Raw genomic sequence first — 16,226 nt, 5'->3', positions numbered from 1 at the left:
CCTTACAGCTTCATCAGGCTGGCGTCGTCGACCGAGGCCGAGTGGCGGGAGCGGAACAGCGACACGATGATCGCGAGCCCGATGACGACTTCCGCGGCGGCGACGACCATCGTGAAGAAGGCGATGATCTGGCCGTCGAGATTGCCGTGCATCCGGGAGAACGCGACGAGCGCGAGGTTGCAGGCGTTGAGCATCAGCTCGATGCACATGAACACCACGATCGCGTTCCGCCTGATCAGCACGCCGGAGGCGCCGATCGTGAACAAAAGGGCCGCGAGGTAGAGGTAGTTGACCGGATTCACTTGGCGACCTCCTCCTCTTCCTCCGCCGTGTCACGGCCGAGCCGCTCCCCGGACCGCTGTTCCAGCGCCTTGAGTTGGGCGAGCGACTCGCTGGACACGTCGCGGATCTGGCCGCGTCGGCGCAGCGTCTGCATGACGGTGAGCTCGGACGGCGTGCCGTCCGGGAGCAGTCCGGCGATGTCCACGGCGTTGTGCCGGGCATAGACACCGGGGGCCGGCAGCGGAGGTACGTGACTGCTGCGCACCCGCTCCCGGGACAGCTCCTGCTGGGTCTTGGCGCGTTCGGTGCGCTCGCGGTGCGTGAGCAGCATCGCGCCGACGGTGGCCGTGATCAGCAGGGCGCCGGTGATCTCGAACGCGAAGACGTACTTGGTGAAGATGAGGTTGGCCAGGCCCTCGACGTTGCCGCCGTGCCGGGCGTTCGCCGCGCCGAGACCGTTGAACGTCTGCAGCGACGCCTGCCCGATCCCGGCGATCAGCAGGACGCCGAAGCCGAGGCCGCAGGCGGCGGCCAGCCAGCGCTGCCCCTTGAGGGTCTCCTTCAGGGAGTCCGCCGCGGTGACACCGACGAGCATGACCACGAAGAGGAACAGCATCATGATCGCGCCGGTGTAGACGACGATCTGCACGATGCCAAGGAAGTACGCGCCGTTGGCGAGGTAGAAGACCGCCAGCACGATCATGGTGCCGGCGAGTGACAGCGCGCTGTGCACCGCCTTCTTCATCAGGACGGTGGAGAGCGCGCCGATGACGGCGACGGAACCGAGCAGCCAGAACTGCACGGCCTCGCCGGTCGACGTGGCGGTGGCGGCGGCCAGGACGGAGGTCATGCGTCCACCTCCTTGTCCGCTTCACCCTTGGACACGGCGGTCTGGCGTTCCGTGCCGGGCGCGGCCTGCGTCACCAGGCCCCGGTAGTAGTCCTGTTCGTCCATGCCCGGGAAGATCGCGTGCGGGCTGTCGACCATGCCTTCCTCCAGCCCCGCGAGCAGCTCGTCCTTGGTGTAGATGAGGCTCTCGCGCGTGGTGTTGGCGAGCTCGAACTGATTGGTCATCGTCAGTGCCCGGGTGGGGCACGCCTCGATGCAGAGCCCGCACAGGATGCAGCGCGCGTAGTTGATCTGGTAGACCCGGCCGTAGCGCTCCCCCGGGGAGTAGCGCTCCTCGTCGGTGTTGTCCGCGCCTTCGACGTAGATCGCGTCCGCGGGACACGCCCAGGCGCACAGCTCGCAGCCGACGCACTTCTCCAGCCCGTCCGGGTGACGGTTGAGCTGGTGCCGCCCGTGGAAGCGCGGCGCCGTCACCTTCTGCGTCTCCGGGTACTGCTCGGTCAGCCGCTTCTTGAACATGGCCTTGAAGGTCACGCCGAAGCCGGCCACAGGATTCTGGAACTTCTCCCCTGAGGGCTCTGAGGACTCAGACACCGTCGGCCTCCCTTCCGTCACTCGAACTTCCGGCGATCGCCGGGTCGTCACTCTGAGTATCCGGCCCACCACTGACAACGAGCTCCCGCTCGCGTCGCGGCCTGCGGCGCGGCACCGGCGGCAGGGTCTGGCCGGGCAGCGGCGGCACGGGGTATCCGCCCGCCATCGGGTCGAACGCCGGCTCGGGTCCGGCCGCCTCCTCGGCGGCCTTGGTCTTGCGGTCTCTGAGGATCTCGGCGACGAAGGAGAGCAGCAGCACGGCGATGACCGCTCCGGCGACGTACAGCAGGATCTGCGAGAAGTCGTAGCCCTCGTTGTTCAGCGCGCGCACGGTGGCGACCAGCATCAGCCAGACCACGGAGACCGGGATCAGGACCTTCCAGCCGAGCTTCATCAGCTGGTCGTAACGGACGCGGGGCAGTGTGCCTCGCAGCCAGATGAAGAAGAAGAGGAGCAGCTGCACCTTGATGACGAACCAGAGCATGGGCCACCAGCCCTGGTTCGCGCCCTCCCAGAAGGTGCTGATCGGGTACGGGGCCCGCCAGCCGCCGAGGAAGAGGGTCACGGAGACCGCGGAGACGGTGACCATGTTGACGTACTCGGCGAGCATGAACATCGCGAACTTGATGGACGAGTACTCGGTGTTGAAGCCGCCGACCAGGTCGCCCTCGGACTCCGGCATGTCGAAGGGGGCTCGGTTGGTCTCGCCGACCATCGTGACGATGTAGATGATGAAGGAGACCGGCAGCAGGAGGACGAACCAGCGGTCCTCCTGCGCGGCGACGATCTCCGACGTCGACATCGACCCCGAGTAGAGGAAGACCGAGGCGAAGGCGGCACCCATCGCGATCTCGTAGCTGATCATCTGGGCGCACGAGCGCAGACCGCCGAGGAGCGGGTACGTCGACCCTGAGGACCAGCCGGCCAGCACGATGCCGTAGATGCCGACCGAGGCGACCGCGAGGATGTACAGCATCGCGATCGGCAGGTCGGTCAGCTGCATCGACGTCGGGTGGCCGAAGATCGACACCTGGTTGTCGGCCGGGCCGAACGGGATCACCGCGATCGCCATGAACGCCGGTGCGGCGGCGACGATCGGGGCCAGGATGTAGACGACCTTGTCGGCCCGCTTGACGACGACGTCTTCCTTCAGCATCAGCTTGACGCCGTCGGCGAGCGACTGGAGCATGCCCCAGGGCCCGTGCCGGTTGGGCCCGATGCGCAGCTGCATCCAGGCGACGACCTTGCGCTCCCACACGATGGAGAAGAGCACGGTCACCATCAGGAACGCGAAGCAGAACACCGCCTTGACGACCACGAGCCACCAGGGGTCGGTGCCGAACATCGAGAGGTCCTCGGCCGCGAGGACGGCGCTCTGCGGTGCCGCGGCGAGTTGGGCGAGGCCGGTCACTCTCCTACCTCCGATGTCACGACGTGGGAACCCGGGGCCGCGGGGCCGATCCGGACCAGTCCGCCCGGCTGGACGCCGGTGTCGGCGGGGACGCCCCGTCCGACGGAGTTGAGCGGCACCCACACCACCCGGTCCGGCATGTCCGTGACGACGAGCGGCAGTTCGGTGGAGCCCGCGGGGCCGGTGACGGCGAGCAGGTCGCCGTCCTTCACCCCGGACTCCGCGGCGGTGGCAGGGGAGAGCCGGGCGACGGCCGCGTGCCGCGTCCCGGCCAGTGCCTCGTCGCCCTCCTGGAGCCGGCCCCGGTCGAGCAGCATCCGGTGGCCCGCGAGGACCGCCTCGCCGTCGCCGGGCCGGGGAACGGGCCGGGACGTCGCCCGCGGGTCCTCGGCGTGGCCGCCCTCCCGGCCGCCGAGGCGGTCGAGTTCGCGGCGCGCGGCCCGCAGGTCGGGCAGGGCGAGGGACACGCCGAGCGCGTCGGCCAGCATGTGCAGCACCCGCGCGTCGGTCGGGCAGAGCGTCCTCGGCAGCTGCTCGGGCTTCAGTGCGGCTTCGAACATCCGCGCCCTGCCCTCCCAGTTGAGGAAGGTGCCGGGCTTCTCCGGGACCGCGGCGACGGGGAGGACCACGTCGGCGCGTTCGGTGACGGCCCCGGGCCGCAGTTCCAGCGAGACGAGGAATCCGACCTCGTCCAGGGCCTGGATCGCCCGGGCCGGGTCGGGCAGGTCCTCGGGGTCGACCCCCGCGACCAGCAGCGCGCCCAGCTCGCCGGTGGCCGCGGCCTCCACGATCTGGCCGGTGTCGCGGCCGAAGCGCGAGGGGAGTTCGGCGACGCCCCAGACGGAGGCCACCTCCTGCCTGGCCCGCGGGTCGGTGGCGGGACGGCCACCGGGCAGCACCGACGGGAGCGCGCCCGCCTCCAGCGCGCCCCGTTCGCCGGCCCGGCGCGGGATCCACACCAGTGCGGCTCCGGTCGCGGCGGCGGTGCGCAGCGCGGCGGTGAGCGCACCGCGCACGGCGGCGAGCCGCTCGCCCACGACGATCACGGCACCTTCGCCGCGCAGCGCCTCGGCCGCGACGGCCCCTTCGCCGTCCAGGCCGACCCCGCCCGCGAGCGCGTCCAGCCATTCGGTCTCGGTGCCGGGTGCGGCGGGGAGCAGCGTGCCGCCCGCCTTCTTCAGGCCCCTGCTGGCGTGCGAGGCGAGGGCGAACGTCCGCTGACCGTGCTTGCGGTGGGCCTTGCGGAGCCGCAGGAAGACGCCGGGCGCCTCCTCCTCGGACTCGAAGCCGGCCAGCAGGACCGCCGGTGCCTTCTCCAGCGAGGTGTACGTGACCCCGCTGCCGTCCAGGTCGCGTCCCCGCCCGGCCACGCGGGCGGCCAGGAAGTCGGCCTCCTCCCCGCTGTGGACACGGGCACGGAAGTCGATGTCGTTGGTGTCGAGGGCGACCCGCGCGAACTTGCTGTACGCGTAGGCGTCCTCGACGGTCAGCCGGCCACCGGTGAGCACGCCGGTCCTGCCCCGGGCCGCCGAGAGACCGGCAGCCGCCGCTTCCAGCGCCTCGGGCCAGCTCGCCGGTTCCAGCACGCCGTCCGCGTTGCGCACGAGCGGGGTGGTGAGCCGGTCGCGCTGCTGGGCGTAGCGGAAGCCGAAGCGGCCCTTGTCGCAGAGCCACTCCTCGTTGACCTCGGGGTCGTTGGCGGCGAGCCGCCGCATGACCTTGCCGCGCCGGTGGTCGGTACGGGTGGCGCAGCCGCCGGCGCAGTGCTCGCACACCGAGGGCGACGACACCAGGTCGAAGGGCCGGGAGCGGAAGCGGTACGCCGCCGAGGTGAGCGCCCCGACGGGACAGATCTGGATGGTGTTGCCCGAGAAGTACGACTCGAAGGGGTCGCCCTCGCCGGTGCCGACCTGCTGGAGGGCGCCGCGCTCGATCAGTTCGATCATCGGGTCGCCGGCCACCTGGTTGGAGAAGCGGGTGCACCGCGCGCAGAGCACGCACCGCTCACGGTCCAGCAGCACCTGGGTGGAGATGGGGACGGGCTTCTCGAAGGTGCGCTTCTGCCCGTCGAAGCGGGATTCGGCGCCGCCGTGCGACATCGCCTGGTTCTGCAGGGGACACTCGCCGCCCTTGTCGCAGACCGGGCAGTCCAGCGGGTGGTTGATGAGCAGGAGCTCCATCACCCCCTTCTGGGCCTTCTCCGCGACGGGCGAGGTGATCTGCGACTTCACGACCATGCCGTCGGTGCACGTGATGGTGCAGGACGCCATCGGCTTGCGCTGGCCCTCGACCTCGACGATGCACTGACGGCAGGCGCCGGCCGGGTCGAGGAGCGGGTGGTCGCAGAAACGCGGGATCTCGATGCCGAGGAGTTCGGCGGCACGGATGACGAGGGTGCCCTTGGGCACGCTGATCTCGATGCCGTCGATCGTGAGCGTGACGAGGTCCTCGGGCGGAACGGCCGCCTCGCCGCCCCCGGAGGGCGCACTCGTGGTGACTGTCATGCGTTCACCCCCCGGTGAGCGGTCTTGTCGTCTTTTTCGTCGGCCCAGACGGTCGACCTGGCGGGATCGAAGGGACAGCCCTTGCCGGTGATGTGCTGCTCGTACTCCTCGCGGAAGTACTTCAGCGAGGAGAAGATCGGCGAGGCGGCGCCGTCGCCGAGGGCGCAGAACGACTTGCCGTTGATGTTGTCGGCGATGTCGTTGAGCTTGTCGAGGTCGGCCATCTCCCCCTTGCCCGCCTCGATGTCGCGGAGCAGCTGGACGAGCCAGTACGTGCCCTCACGGCAGGGCGTGCACTTGCCGCAGGACTCGTGGGCGTAGAACTCGGTCCAGCGGGTGACCGCGCGCACCACGCAGGTGGTCTCGTCGAAGCACTGCAGGGCCTTGGTGCCGAGCATGGATCCGGCGGCGCCGACGCCCTCGTAGTCCAGGGGGACGTCGAGGTGTTCGTCGGTGAACATCGGGGTGGAGGAGCCGCCGGGGGTCCAGAACTTCAGGCGGTGGCCCTCCCGGATGCCGCCGCTCATGTCGAGCAGCTGGCGCAGGGTGATGCCGAGCGGGGCCTCGTACTGGCCGGGGCTGGTGACGTGCCCGCTGAGCGAGTACAGCGTGAAGCCCGGGGACTTCTCGCTCCCCATCGACTTGAACCAGTCCTTGCCCTTGTTCAGGATCGCGGGAACCGAGGCGATGGACTCGACGTTGTTCACCACGGTGGGGCAGGCGTACAGACCGGCGACCGCGGGGAAGGGCGGACGCAGCCGGGGCTGGCCGCGCCGTCCTTCGAGCGAGTCGAGCAGCGCGGTTTCCTCACCGCAGATGTAGGCGCCCGCGCCCGCGTGCACCGTGAGTTCCAGGTTGAGCCCCGAACCCAGGATGTCCTTCCCCAGGTAGCCCGCCTCGTAGGCCTCCCGCACGGCCTCGTGCAGCCGCCGCAGTACGGGGACGACCTCGCCGCGCAGATAGATGAAGGCGTGCGAGGAGCGGATCGCGTAACAGGCGATCACGATGCCCTCGATGAGGCTGTGCGGGTTCGCGAAGAGGAGCGGGATGTCCTTGCAGGTGCCCGGCTCCGACTCGTCGGCGTTGACGACGAGGTAGTGCGGCTTGCCGTCGCCCTGCGGGATGAACTGCCACTTCATCCCCGTGGGGAAGCCCGCGCCGCCGCGTCCGCGCAGACCGGAGTCCTTGACGTACGCGATGAGGTCGTCCGGCGACATGGCGAGCGCCTTGCGCAGGCCCTCGTACCCCTCGTGACGGCGGTAGGTGTCCAGCGTCCAGGACTCGGGCTCGTCCCAGAAGGAGGAGAGGACCGGGGCCAGGAGCTTCTCCGGGCTCGTCCCGTTCTTGTCGATCTCGGCTGCCAACGTCATCACTCCCCCTCCTCGGCTGCGGGTCCGGCCGGGTGCTCCGGGTCGGAGGCCGATGTCTGCTGCGGTGCGTCGTGCGAGCTGAGGTGCTCGGTGGGCGACGGCTCGTGCGGGGCCGCGCCCTCGGGCGCCGTGTCCCGGGGCCGCTCGCCCCTCGGGCCGACCACGCGCGCGTGCGGCGAGGCCTCGCCCCTGGCGAGTTTCAGCCCGACCAGAGAGGCGGCCCCCGCTCCGCCGCTCGCCTCGACGGCGCCGGGGCGCTCGTCGGGGAAGCCGGCCAGGATCCGGGCCGTCTCCTTGTACGTGCACAGGGGCGCGCCCCGGGTGGGCTCCACCGTCCGGCCGGCGATCAGGTCGTCGACGAGCCGCGTCGCGCTCTCCGGTGTCTGGTTGTCGAAGAACTCCCAGTTCACCATCACGACGGGCGCGAAGTCGCAGGCCGCGTTGCACTCGATGTGTTCGAGGGTGACCTTGCCGTCCTCGGTGGTCTCGTCGTTGCCGACGCCCAGGTGCTCCTTGAGCCGGTCGAAGATGGCGTCGCCGCCCATGACCGCGCACAGGGTGTTGGTGCAGACCCCGACCTGGTAGTCACCGCTCGGCCGGCGCCGGTACATCGTGTAGAAGGTGGCGACCGCGGTGACCTCGGCGGTGGTGAGGCCGAGCTGGTCCGCGCAGAAGGCGATGCCCGTGCGGGAGACGTATCCCTCCTCGGACTGCACCAGGTGCAGCAGCGGCAGCAGCGCGGAGCGGCTGCCGGGGTAGCGGGCGATCACCTCCTTCGCGTCCGCTTCGAGCCGGGCGAGCACCTCGGCCGGGTAGGCGGGGGCAGGGAGCTGCGGCATCCCCAGGCTGACTTCTCGGTTGGCTGCGGTCACCGGTCGACGCCTCCCATCACGGGGTCGATGGACGCGACGGCGACGATGACGTCGGCGACCTGGCCGCCCTCGCACATCGCCGCCATGGCCTGGAGGTTGGTGAAGGACGGGTCGCGGAAGTGCACCCGGAAGGGCCGGGTGCCGCCGTCCGAGACGACGTGCACGCCCAGTTCGCCCTTGGGCGACTCCAGAGCGGTGTACGCCTGCCCGGTGGGGACCCGGAAGCCCTCGGTCACCAGCTTGAAGTGGTGGATCAGGGCCTCCATGGAGGTGCCCATGATCTTCTTGATGTGGTCGAGGGAGTTGCCGAGACCGTCGGGGCCCAGCGCGAGCTGCGCGGGCCAGGCGATCTTCTTGTCGGCGACCATGACCGGGCCCGGCTCCAGCCGGTCGAGGCACTGCTCGACGATCCTGAGCGACTGGCGCATCTCCTCGAGCCGGATGAGGAAGCGGCCGTACGCGTCGCAGGTGTCCGCGGTGGGCACGTCGAACTCGTAGTTCTCGTAGCCGCAGTACGGATCGCTCTTGCGCAGGTCGTGCGGGAGCCCCGCGGACCTGAGCACCGGGCCGGTGGCGCCGAGCGCCATGCAGCCGGTCAGGTCGAGGTAACCGACGTCCTGCATGCGTGCCTTGAAGATGGGGTTGCCGGTGGCGAGCTTGTCGTACTCCGGCAGGTTCTTCTTCATGGTCTTCACGAAGTCGCGGAGCCGGTCGACCGCCCCCATGGGCAGGTCCTGGGCGAGGCCCCCGGGCCGGATGAACGCGTGGTTCATGCGGAGCCCGGTGATCAGCTCGAAGAGATCGAGAACGAGTTCACGATCGCGGAAGCCGTAGATCATGATCGTCGTGGCGCCGAGCTCCATGCCGCCGGTGGCGATGCACACCAGGTGGGAGGAGATCCGGTTGAGCTCCATCAGGAGCACACGCAGGACGGTGGCCCGGTCCGGGATCTGGTCCTCGATGCCGAGGAGCTTCTCGACCCCGAGGCAGTACGCTGCCTCGTTGAAGAACGGGGTGAGGTAGTCCATGCGGGTGACGAAGGTGGTGCCTTGCGTCCAGTTCCGGAATTCGAGGTTCTTCTCGATGCCGGTGTGGAGGTAGCCGATGCCGCAGCGGGCCTCGGTGACGGTCTCGCCGTCGATCTCCAGGATCAGCCGCAGCACGCCGTGCGTGGACGGGTGCTGGGGACCCATGTTGACGATGATGCGCTCGTCGTCCGACTTGGCGGCGGATTCGACGACCTCGTCCCAGTCGCCGCCGGTGACTGTATATACAGTCCCCTCGGTCGTGGCGCGGGGCGTTGCACGGGGAGTAGTCATCAGCTGTACGACCTCCGCTGGTCCGGAGCCGGGATCTGGGCGCCCTTGTACTCGACGGCGATGCCACCGAGCGGGTAGTCCTTGCGCTGCGGGAAGCCCTGCCAGTCGTCCGGCATCATGATCCGGGTGAGGGCGGGATGCCCGTCGAAGATCAGCCCGAAGAAGTCGTAGGTCTCGCGCTCGTGCCAGTCGTTGGTGGGATAGACACCGACCAGGGACGGGATGTGCGGGTCGCTGTCCGGGGTGGAGACCTCCAGGCGGATCAGCCGCCCGTGGGTGAGCGAGCGCAGGTGGTACACCGCGTGCAGCTCGCGGCCCTTGTCCCCCGGGTAGTGGACGCCGCTGACGCCCGTACAGAGCTCGAAGCGCAGGGCGGGGTCGTCGCGCAGGGTGCGGGCGACCTGGACCAGGTGCTCGCGGGCGACGAAGAAGGTGATCTCACCCCGGTCGACGACCGTCTTCTCGATGGCGTTGCCGGGAAGCAGGTCCTGTTCCTCCAGGGCCCCCTCCAGCTCGTCGGCCACTTCGTCGAACCAGCCGCCGTACGGCCGGGAGGTGGCTCCCGGCAGGCTCACCGTGCGGACGAGTCCGCCGTAGCCGGAGGTGTCGCCGCCGTTGTTGGCGCCGAACATGCCCTTGCGTACGCCGATGACCTCGCCGGAGTCGTCCCGCGGGGTCGGCACCTGGCCGCTGTTGGTGTTCTGTTCGTCGCTCATCGCAGCAGCCCCTTCATCTCGATCAGGGGAAGTGCCTTGAGGGCCGCCTCCTCCGCCTCGCGGGCGGCCTCCTCCGCGTTGACCCCGAGCTTGGTGCCCTGGATCTTCTGGTGGAGCTTGAGGATGGCGTCGATCAGCATCTCGGGGCGCGGCGGGCATCCCGGCAAGTAGATGTCGACCGGGACAATATGATCAACACCCTGAACAATGGCGTAATTGTTGAACATTCCACCCGATGATGCGCAAACCCCCATGGAGATCACCCACTTGGGGCTCGGCATCTGGTCGTAGACCTGCCGGAGGACGGGCGCCATCTTCTGACTGACCCGTCCCGCGACGATCATCAGATCCGCCTGCCGCGGCGATCCGCGGAAGACCTCCATCCCGAACCGGGCCAGGTCGTACCGCCCGGCGCCGGTCGTCATCATCTCGATGGCGCAGCAGGCGAGGCCGAAGGTGGCGGGGAAGACGGAGGACTTCCGCACCCAGCCGGCGGCCTGCTCGACAGTGGTCAGCACAAAGCCGCTCGGCAGCTTCTCTTCGAGTCCCATGTGTGCCCCTCAGCCCCTCAGTCCCATTCCAGGCCGCCGCGGCGCCACACATACGCGTAGGCGACGAAGACGGTGAGCACGAAGAGCAGCATCTCCACGAGCCCGAAGATCCCCAGGGCGTCGAAGGTGACCGCCCAGGGATAGAGGAAGACGATCTCGATGTCGAAGACGATGAACAGCATCGCCGTCAGGTAGTACTTGATGGGAAAACGGCCGCCTCCGGCTGGAGTGGGGGTGGGTTCGATGCCGCACTCGTACGCTTCGAGCTTTGCTCGGTTGTACCGCTTCGGGCCGATAAGCGTGGCCATGACCACGGAGAAGATCGCAAACCCTGCCCCGAGGGCGCCGAGCACGAGGATGGGCGCGTAGGCATTCACGCTCCTCGCTCCTTCCAGTCGTCCTTGACCGTTGGACCGCATCGGGCGACCGGCTCGCCACCTCATCAAGATCGTGCACATGTGAGGCAGTTCACAAGCCCGACTGCCCCGCATCCTATGCCTGCCGTCCTGTGATCTGCGACACGGGGTACGCCAACGTCTTTGTGATCTCCACCACCTGACGAACGATCATGAAGTCGGATGAGCGGTGATCTTCGTACACGAAGCGGCCGAGCGGTTACGAGACGTGACATCTCGCGCCGTTACCGCTGGTCAAAGGCGTACGGCACTATCAATCGGCGGCCTCTACATGCAAATTGGAGATGGACGCGCGCAAGGTGATATAGGGATCGGCCCCAGATCGCGTCCACCCGGACGAGGGGCTTCCGGTACCGATGTGGACAATGCGCACGCATTCACGAACTTCCGGGCGCGCGGCCGGGGCGCACCCCGCAGCCGTCGGCGCCGCCCCGGCAGGGGAGCCCCCGAGGGTGCCGACGCACGGGCATGGAAACGGACATGACTCGCCAATAGGTCGCACCCCACCGCGCCACCTCCCGCGAGGGGTGGGTACGCGGCGCGCACCCGCGCGGTTGCCTCCCACGGCATCGTCATACTGTGACCTGCATCACTCCACGCCCAGCCCAAGAGAAGCGGGCTTGGCCATCTGTGTGAACGGATGGTAAGCGACGGGCAATTCGGGCGTATTACAGGAACGCCGTGATCACAGCGCTGATTGCCGCTGTCCGTTTTGCCCGTTAGGGCGTCAATAAGGGCCCGCAATAAGCGGATTCACAGATTCCGAACGTAACTGTGTCGCAACACACGTTTCTTGATGGGACCCCTACAGCCCTGATAGCGCTAGTACTCATGTCCCACACCGCTCACATACCCAGCCACCGGAAGCCCCGCCAGAGCGCCTCGAAGACGGCGCTGCGGGCAGGAGTTGCCGGTGGCGTCCTCAGCACCATCGCGGTCGCGGGTGCCGCCGGACCGGCCCAGGCCGAGCCGGTGACCCAGACCATCGAGATGCCCACCATCACGGCCGGCCTCTCCACCTCCGTCGCGGCGTCGGCCCAGGCGACCCAGGCGGTCGCTCTCGACCTCGAGACGCAGGCCCACGAGGACGCCGCGGCGGCCACCGCCGCCAAGACGGCCAAGAAGGCCAAGGCCGAGGCCGTCCGCAAGGCCGAGGCCAAGGAGAAGGCTGAGGCGGCCGCCAAGGCCAAGGCGGAGGCCGCCGAGCGCGCCTCGCGCACCGCCGAGCGCACCACGCTCAGCGCGCCTGCCAGCTCCTCGTCCTCCTCGTCCTCCTCGTCGTCGAGCGCCACCGGGTCCGCGGCGTCCGTCATCGCGTTCGCGCAGGCCCAGATCGGCGACGCGTACGTCTCCGGCGGCACCGGCCCGAACTCGTGGGACTGCTCGGGCCTGGTCCAGGCGGCCTTCGGCTCGGTGGGCATCGACCTGCCGCGCGTCTCGCAGAGCCAGTCGACGGCGGGCACCCAGGTCTCGCTCGACAACCTGCAGCCCGGCGACATCCTGTACTGGGGCGGTGCCGGCAGCGCGTACCACGTCGGTATCTACGTGGGCGGCGGCCAGTTCGTCGGCGCGCAGAACTCCAGCACCGGCGTCGTGCAGAAGTCCCTGGACTACGACCCGCCGTCGGGCGCGGTCCGCGTTCTCTGATTCACAAGCCGCGTGCGGCGGGGCGGTTCACCGCCCGGCCGCACGAACGGCACGCCCGAAGGGCCGTCACTCCCCGCTCGGAGTGACGGCCCTTCGGTGTGCCGTGATCCGTCACTCCCCGCTCGGGGTGACGGCCTTCCGCTGTGCCGTGACGGTGTCCGGCTCCACGACGTCGTCGGCCGGCCGGCGCTGCGCCGGTACGCGCCCTCCGGGCCGCGCGGCGCTCTCCCGGCGCAGCAGCAGGACGCCCGCCACGCACGCGAGGGCCGCCAGCACGAAGCCGTACGGCGGGGTGGAGCCCGAAGGCTGCGTCTCGTAGACCAAGGCCGCCGAGAGCACGACGAGCACGTCCCTGAGCTTGCCGCCGGCCGCCGTCGCGGCGAGTACGGCCGTCCCCCAGAGCAGGTACCACGGCTGCACCATCGGGGAGAGCGCCACCAGGGCCACCAGCCCGAGGCCCAGCCCGTGCACCGCTTCCAGGCGTCCGGCGGCGGCCCGCCACGCCAGCAGCAGGATCAGGGCGACCCCCGCCGCGAGGCCCAGATTCTGTACGGCGGTCTTGACCGGGTCCGGGTCGGTCCCGGCGAGCAGCCGCACGAGTTCACCGATCCCGAGGCCCAGATCGCTGCTCACCGAGAGCGCGGTGTGGATGCGGCCCGCGACGCCCTGCGTGGCCAACCAGCCGAAGCCGGTGCCGCTGAGCAGCGTCATCAGCACCACGACCGTCCCTGCCACCGCGCCGGGTCCCGACAGCCCCTTCGCCACCCGGCGTACGGGCCCGCCGGTGGCGGCCCGGCCCACCAGGACCGCGATGAACAGCAGCGCCACCGCCGCCGGGGACTTGACCATCATGGCGAGCCCGACGAGCACCGATCCGCTGATCCATCTCCCCCGCAGCGCGAGCACGACGCCCACGAGCATCAGACCGATCATCAGCCCGTCGTTGTGAAGGCCGCCCGCCACGTGCATCAGCAACAGCGGGTTCAGCGCGCCCAGCCAGAGCGCGGCGGCCGGGCTGCGCCCGTGCTCCCGGGCGAGGTGCGGCAGCGCCCAGGCGATGAGTGCGAGCGCCGCCAGGGCGATGAGCCGCATCGCGAGGACCGCGGGCACGATGGTGCCGCCGGTCGCCTCGACCACGCCCCGCGCGAGGACGAGGAAGAACGGGCCGTACGGCGCGGGGGTGTCGGTCCAGTGGCCGCCCACGCTCGCGGCGGCGTCCCCGCCCTGCCCGGCGGGGTCCAGGACCGACGGCCCCACCTCGTAGACGTCATGGCCTTCCAGGACCATCGCGCCCTGGGCTATGTAGCTGTAGACGTCGGCGCTGTAGAGCGGCGGCGCCACCACGAACGGCGCTGCCCACCACCCCAGGGTGACCAGACTCTCCCGTACCCCGGCTCCCGTCCTGCCGTACAGCCACCAGGCGACGACAAGCACGGTCAGCCCGCCGTACGCCAGCGCGTGGCCGACGGCCGTGACCGCGGTGCCGTGCGGCACCCACAGGCCCCAGGGGTCGTGGGCCGGCAAGGTGCCGACGGCCCAGCCGCCCGCGACGGCCGCCGTCGCCCCTGCCGCGCCCAGCGCGCGATACGTCCCGCCGTTCCCCGCCCCGCTTGCCCGCATGGTCCGCAAACCTATCGCAGGGGTGCGGGCGGCCCTCCGGTTCATGTGGGGCTGCGCCGAGGGGCCGCCGCCGCACGGAAGGGTGTACGTCCGTGAGGCGGCGGCCCTCGGCCGGTCAGGCCTTCGGCGCGACCTTCGAGAGACCGTTGATGATGCGGTCCATCGCGTCGCCGCCCGTCGGGTCGGTGAGGTTGGCGAGCATCTTCAGCGTGAACTTCATCAGCAGGGGGTGGGTCAGACCCCGCTGCGTGGCGATCTTCATGACCTTCGGGTTGCCGATCATCTTCACGAAGGCGCGGCCCAGCGTGTAGTAACCGCCGTAGGTGTCCTTGAGGATCTTCGGGTAGTGCTGGAGCGCCAGTTCCCGCTGCGCCGGGGTCGCGCGGGCGTGCGCCTGGACGATGACGTCCGCGGCGATCTGGCCCGACTCCATGGCGTACGCGATGCCTTCGCCGTTGAACGGGTTGACCAGGCCGCCCGCGTCACCGACGAGCAGCAGGCCCTTGGTGTAGTGCGGCTGGCGGTTGAACGCCATGGGCAGCGCGGCCCCGCGGATCGGCATCGTCATGTTCTCGGGGGTGTAGCCCCAGTCCTCCGGCATGGAGGCGCACCAGGCCTTGAGGACCTCGCGCCAGTCCAGCTCCCGGAAGGCCGACGAGGAGTTGAGGATGCCGAGGCCGACGTTGGACGTGCCGTCGCCCATGCCGAAGATCCAGCCGTAGCCCGGCAGCAGCCGGTCCTCGGCGCCTCGGCGGTCCCACAGCTCCAGCCAGGACTCCAGGTAGTCGTCGTCGTGCCGGGGCGAGGTGAAGTACGTGCGGACCGCGACGCCCATCGGGCGGTCCTCGCGGCGGTGCAGGCCCATGTTGAGGGAGAGCCGGGTGGAGTTGCCGTCGGCGGCGACGACGAGCGGGGCGTGGAAGGTGACCGGGGTCTTCTCCTCGCCGAGCTTGGCGTGGACGCCGGTGATGCGGCCGGTGCGCTCGTCCTTGATCGGCTCGCCGACGTTGCAGCGCTCGTGCAGCCGCGCGCCGGCCTTCTGCGCCTGGCGGGCGAGCTGCTCGTCGAAGTCGTCGCGCTTGCGGACCAGTCCGTAGTCCGGGTAGGAGGCGAGGTCCGGCCAGTCCAGCTGGAGGCGGACTCCGCCGCCGATGATGCGCAGGCCCTTGTTGCGCAGCCAGCCGGCCTCCTCGGAGATGTCGATCCCCATCGAGACGAGCTGCTTGGTGGCACGCGGGGTGAGACCGTCGCCGCAGACCTTCTCCCTCGGGAAGGCCGTCTTCTCCAGGAGGAGGACGTCGAGTCCGGCCTTGGCGAGGTAGTACGCGGTCGTGGAGCCGGCTGGGCCCGCTCCGACGACGATCACGTCCGCGCTGTGTTCGGAGAGGGGCTCGGTCACGGTCGGATCTCCCGAAGACTCGAATTCGCGTGCCGCGCGGCACATGTCGCGTGCAGTCTATGGGTGCCTGCTGATCAACCTCCCGAAGGGCTCCCCGATGCCGCACGCGCCTGAATCGACCCCGTCCGTACATCTGCGTGTCCCCACCGACGAGGACGCCCTCGCCTGGTACCGGGTCTTCGACGATCCCGAGGTGATGGAGTTCCACGGCGGGCGTTCGGCGGAGTACTCCGTGTACGAGGAGCTGACCGCCCGCCAGCGCCGCCACGACGCGGAGCTCGGCCACTGCCTGTGGACGGTGCTCGACGACGCCGGTGAGGTGCTCGGCTTCACCGGCGCCCAGCCATGGCCCCATGAGTCCTTCGGGCCGGTGGGCGAGATAGAGATCGGCTGGCGGCTGGGCCGGGCCGCCTGGGGGCACGGCTACGCGACCGCCGCGGCCCGCGCCACGCTGGACCGGACGAGGGCCCTCGGGGTGCGGGAGGTAGTGGCGATGATCAATGTGCGCAACGCGCGCTCGGTCGCGGTGGCCGAGCGTCTCGGCATGCGGCGGGCCGAGACGTACACGACACCGGTGTCCCGGCAGCAGGCGTACTGCTACCGGCTGGAGCTCTGAGACCCGAGCGCTCCGGGAGGACCGGGCCGGACCGGAGCACTGAGCCCGGTCCCGGCCCCT

At 69.9% G+C, this 16,226-nt stretch carries 15 protein-coding genes; 2 read left to right on the top strand and 13 right to left on the bottom strand.

Going from position 1 to position 16,226, the window contains the following annotated elements; translation table 11 throughout:
- Positions 1–2: 2 nt before the first annotated feature.
- From nuoK to ABZY45_RS07495, 11 genes are read right to left on the bottom strand one after another with little or no spacing between them, the layout of a single operon-like run.
- Positions 3–302 carry an NADH-quinone oxidoreductase subunit NuoK gene (nuoK, locus tag ABZY45_RS07545; RefSeq protein WP_033297526.1) on the bottom strand — a complete coding sequence of 100 codons (300 nt, stop codon included), beginning with the start codon at positions 300–302 and terminating at the stop codon, positions 3–5.
- Complete coding sequence (locus ABZY45_RS07540; protein ID WP_356737167.1) at positions 299–1,132, bottom strand: NADH-quinone oxidoreductase subunit J; 834 nt, start codon at positions 1,130–1,132, stop codon at positions 299–301. The genes nuoK and ABZY45_RS07540 overlap by 4 nt, the downstream gene beginning before the upstream one ends.
- Positions 1,129–1,725, bottom strand: a complete 597-nt coding sequence (nuoI, locus tag ABZY45_RS07535; protein WP_356737165.1) for an NADH-quinone oxidoreductase subunit NuoI — start codon at positions 1,723–1,725, stop codon at positions 1,129–1,131. The genes ABZY45_RS07540 and nuoI overlap by 4 nt, the downstream gene beginning before the upstream one ends.
- Positions 1,718–3,136 carry an NADH-quinone oxidoreductase subunit NuoH gene (gene nuoH, locus ABZY45_RS07530; protein WP_356737163.1) on the bottom strand — a complete coding sequence of 473 codons (1,419 nt, stop codon included), beginning with the start codon at positions 3,134–3,136 and terminating at the stop codon, positions 1,718–1,720. The genes nuoI and nuoH overlap by 8 nt, the downstream gene beginning before the upstream one ends.
- The gene (locus ABZY45_RS07525; RefSeq protein WP_356737161.1) at positions 3,133–5,640 is read right to left on the bottom strand and encodes an NADH-quinone oxidoreductase subunit G; all 2,508 of its coding nucleotides are present in this window, start codon (positions 5,638–5,640) and stop codon (positions 3,133–3,135) included. Before ABZY45_RS07525 ends, nuoH begins: the two co-directional genes overlap by 4 nt.
- Positions 5,637–7,010 (bottom strand): NADH-quinone oxidoreductase subunit NuoF, encoded by a 1,374-nt coding sequence (nuoF, locus tag ABZY45_RS07520; RefSeq protein ID WP_356737159.1) that lies wholly within the window; start codon positions 7,008–7,010, stop codon positions 5,637–5,639. Before nuoF ends, ABZY45_RS07525 begins: the two co-directional genes overlap by 4 nt.
- A complete protein-coding gene (gene nuoE / locus ABZY45_RS07515; RefSeq protein WP_356738717.1) occupies positions 7,010–7,849 on the bottom strand; it encodes an NADH-quinone oxidoreductase subunit NuoE in 840 nt (279 codons plus the stop codon). Before nuoE ends, nuoF begins: the two co-directional genes overlap by 1 nt.
- A gap of 29 nt (positions 7,850–7,878) precedes the next feature.
- Positions 7,879–9,201, bottom strand: a complete 1,323-nt coding sequence (locus tag ABZY45_RS07510; RefSeq protein WP_356737157.1) for an NADH-quinone oxidoreductase subunit D — start codon at positions 9,199–9,201, stop codon at positions 7,879–7,881.
- Complete coding sequence (locus tag ABZY45_RS07505) at positions 9,201–9,917, bottom strand: NADH-quinone oxidoreductase subunit C (protein WP_356737155.1); 717 nt, start codon at positions 9,915–9,917, stop codon at positions 9,201–9,203. Before ABZY45_RS07505 ends, ABZY45_RS07510 begins: the two co-directional genes overlap by 1 nt.
- A complete protein-coding gene (locus ABZY45_RS07500; RefSeq protein ID WP_145804190.1) occupies positions 9,914–10,468 on the bottom strand; it encodes an NADH-quinone oxidoreductase subunit B in 555 nt (184 codons plus the stop codon). The genes ABZY45_RS07505 and ABZY45_RS07500 overlap by 4 nt, the downstream gene beginning before the upstream one ends.
- 17 nt (positions 10,469–10,485) lie before the next feature.
- A complete protein-coding gene (locus ABZY45_RS07495) occupies positions 10,486–10,845 on the bottom strand; it encodes an NADH-quinone oxidoreductase subunit A (protein WP_003992243.1) in 360 nt (119 codons plus the stop codon).
- A gap of 870 nt (positions 10,846–11,715) precedes the next feature.
- Between ABZY45_RS07495 and ABZY45_RS07490 the strand changes: the two genes are divergently transcribed.
- Positions 11,716–12,531: a C40 family peptidase gene (locus tag ABZY45_RS07490; protein ID WP_356737153.1), complete on the top strand. Its 816-nt coding sequence runs from the start codon at positions 11,716–11,718 to the stop codon at positions 12,529–12,531.
- A 111-nt stretch (positions 12,532–12,642) separates the two neighbouring features.
- Here the strand turns inward: ABZY45_RS07490 and mptB are convergent, their stop codons facing one another.
- Positions 12,643–14,151, bottom strand: a complete 1,509-nt coding sequence (gene mptB / locus ABZY45_RS07485) for a polyprenol phosphomannose-dependent alpha 1,6 mannosyltransferase MptB (protein ID WP_356737151.1) — start codon at positions 14,149–14,151, stop codon at positions 12,643–12,645.
- Positions 14,152–14,266: 115 nt separating this feature from the next.
- Positions 14,267–15,550 carry a geranylgeranyl reductase family protein gene (locus ABZY45_RS07480; RefSeq protein ID WP_145804196.1) on the bottom strand — a complete coding sequence of 428 codons (1,284 nt, stop codon included), beginning with the start codon at positions 15,548–15,550 and terminating at the stop codon, positions 14,267–14,269.
- Between the two features lie 97 nt (positions 15,551–15,647).
- On the opposite strand from ABZY45_RS07480, the gene ABZY45_RS07475 reads away from it, so the two are divergent.
- Positions 15,648–16,166 (top strand): GNAT family N-acetyltransferase, encoded by a 519-nt coding sequence (locus ABZY45_RS07475; RefSeq protein WP_356738714.1) that lies wholly within the window; start codon positions 15,648–15,650, stop codon positions 16,164–16,166.
- Positions 16,167–16,226 lie beyond the last annotated feature (60 nt).

The sequence above is a fragment of the Streptomyces sp. NPDC006516 genome, from assembly GCF_040611875.1.
In the GTDB taxonomy this organism is placed as follows: domain Bacteria; phylum Actinomycetota; class Actinomycetes; order Streptomycetales; family Streptomycetaceae; genus Streptomyces.
Note: the sequence above shows the minus strand (reverse complement) of the source record. Positions and strands in the feature narration are given on the sequence as shown.

Excerpts from the sequence above, each read along its gene's own strand:
- nuoE (WP_356738717.1), bottom strand. The coding sequence starts at position 7,849 with ATGCCGCAGCTCCCTGCCCCCGCCTACCCGGCCGAGGTGCTCGCCCGG.
- ABZY45_RS07540 (WP_356737167.1), bottom strand. The coding sequence starts at position 1,132 with ATGACCTCCGTCCTGGCCGCCGCCACCGCCACGTCGACCGGCGAGGCC.
- ABZY45_RS07475 (WP_356738714.1), top strand. The coding sequence starts at position 15,648 with ATGCCGCACGCGCCTGAATCGACCCCGTCCGTACATCTGCGTGTCCCC.
- ABZY45_RS07505 (WP_356737155.1), bottom strand. The coding sequence starts at position 9,917 with ATGAGCGACGAACAGAACACCAACAGCGGCCAGGTGCCGACCCCGCGG.
- ABZY45_RS07525 (WP_356737161.1), bottom strand. The coding sequence starts at position 5,640 with ATGACAGTCACCACGAGTGCGCCCTCCGGGGGCGGCGAGGCGGCCGTT.
- nuoF (WP_356737159.1), bottom strand. The coding sequence starts at position 7,010 with ATGACGTTGGCAGCCGAGATCGACAAGAACGGGACGAGCCCGGAGAAG.
- ABZY45_RS07510 (WP_356737157.1), bottom strand. The coding sequence starts at position 9,201 with ATGACTACTCCCCGTGCAACGCCCCGCGCCACGACCGAGGGGACTGTA.
- mptB (WP_356737151.1), bottom strand. The coding sequence starts at position 14,151 with ATGCGGGCAAGCGGGGCGGGGAACGGCGGGACGTATCGCGCGCTGGGC.
- ABZY45_RS07490 (WP_356737153.1), top strand. The coding sequence starts at position 11,716 with ATGTCCCACACCGCTCACATACCCAGCCACCGGAAGCCCCGCCAGAGC.
- ABZY45_RS07500 (WP_145804190.1), bottom strand. The coding sequence starts at position 10,468 with ATGGGACTCGAAGAGAAGCTGCCGAGCGGCTTTGTGCTGACCACTGTC.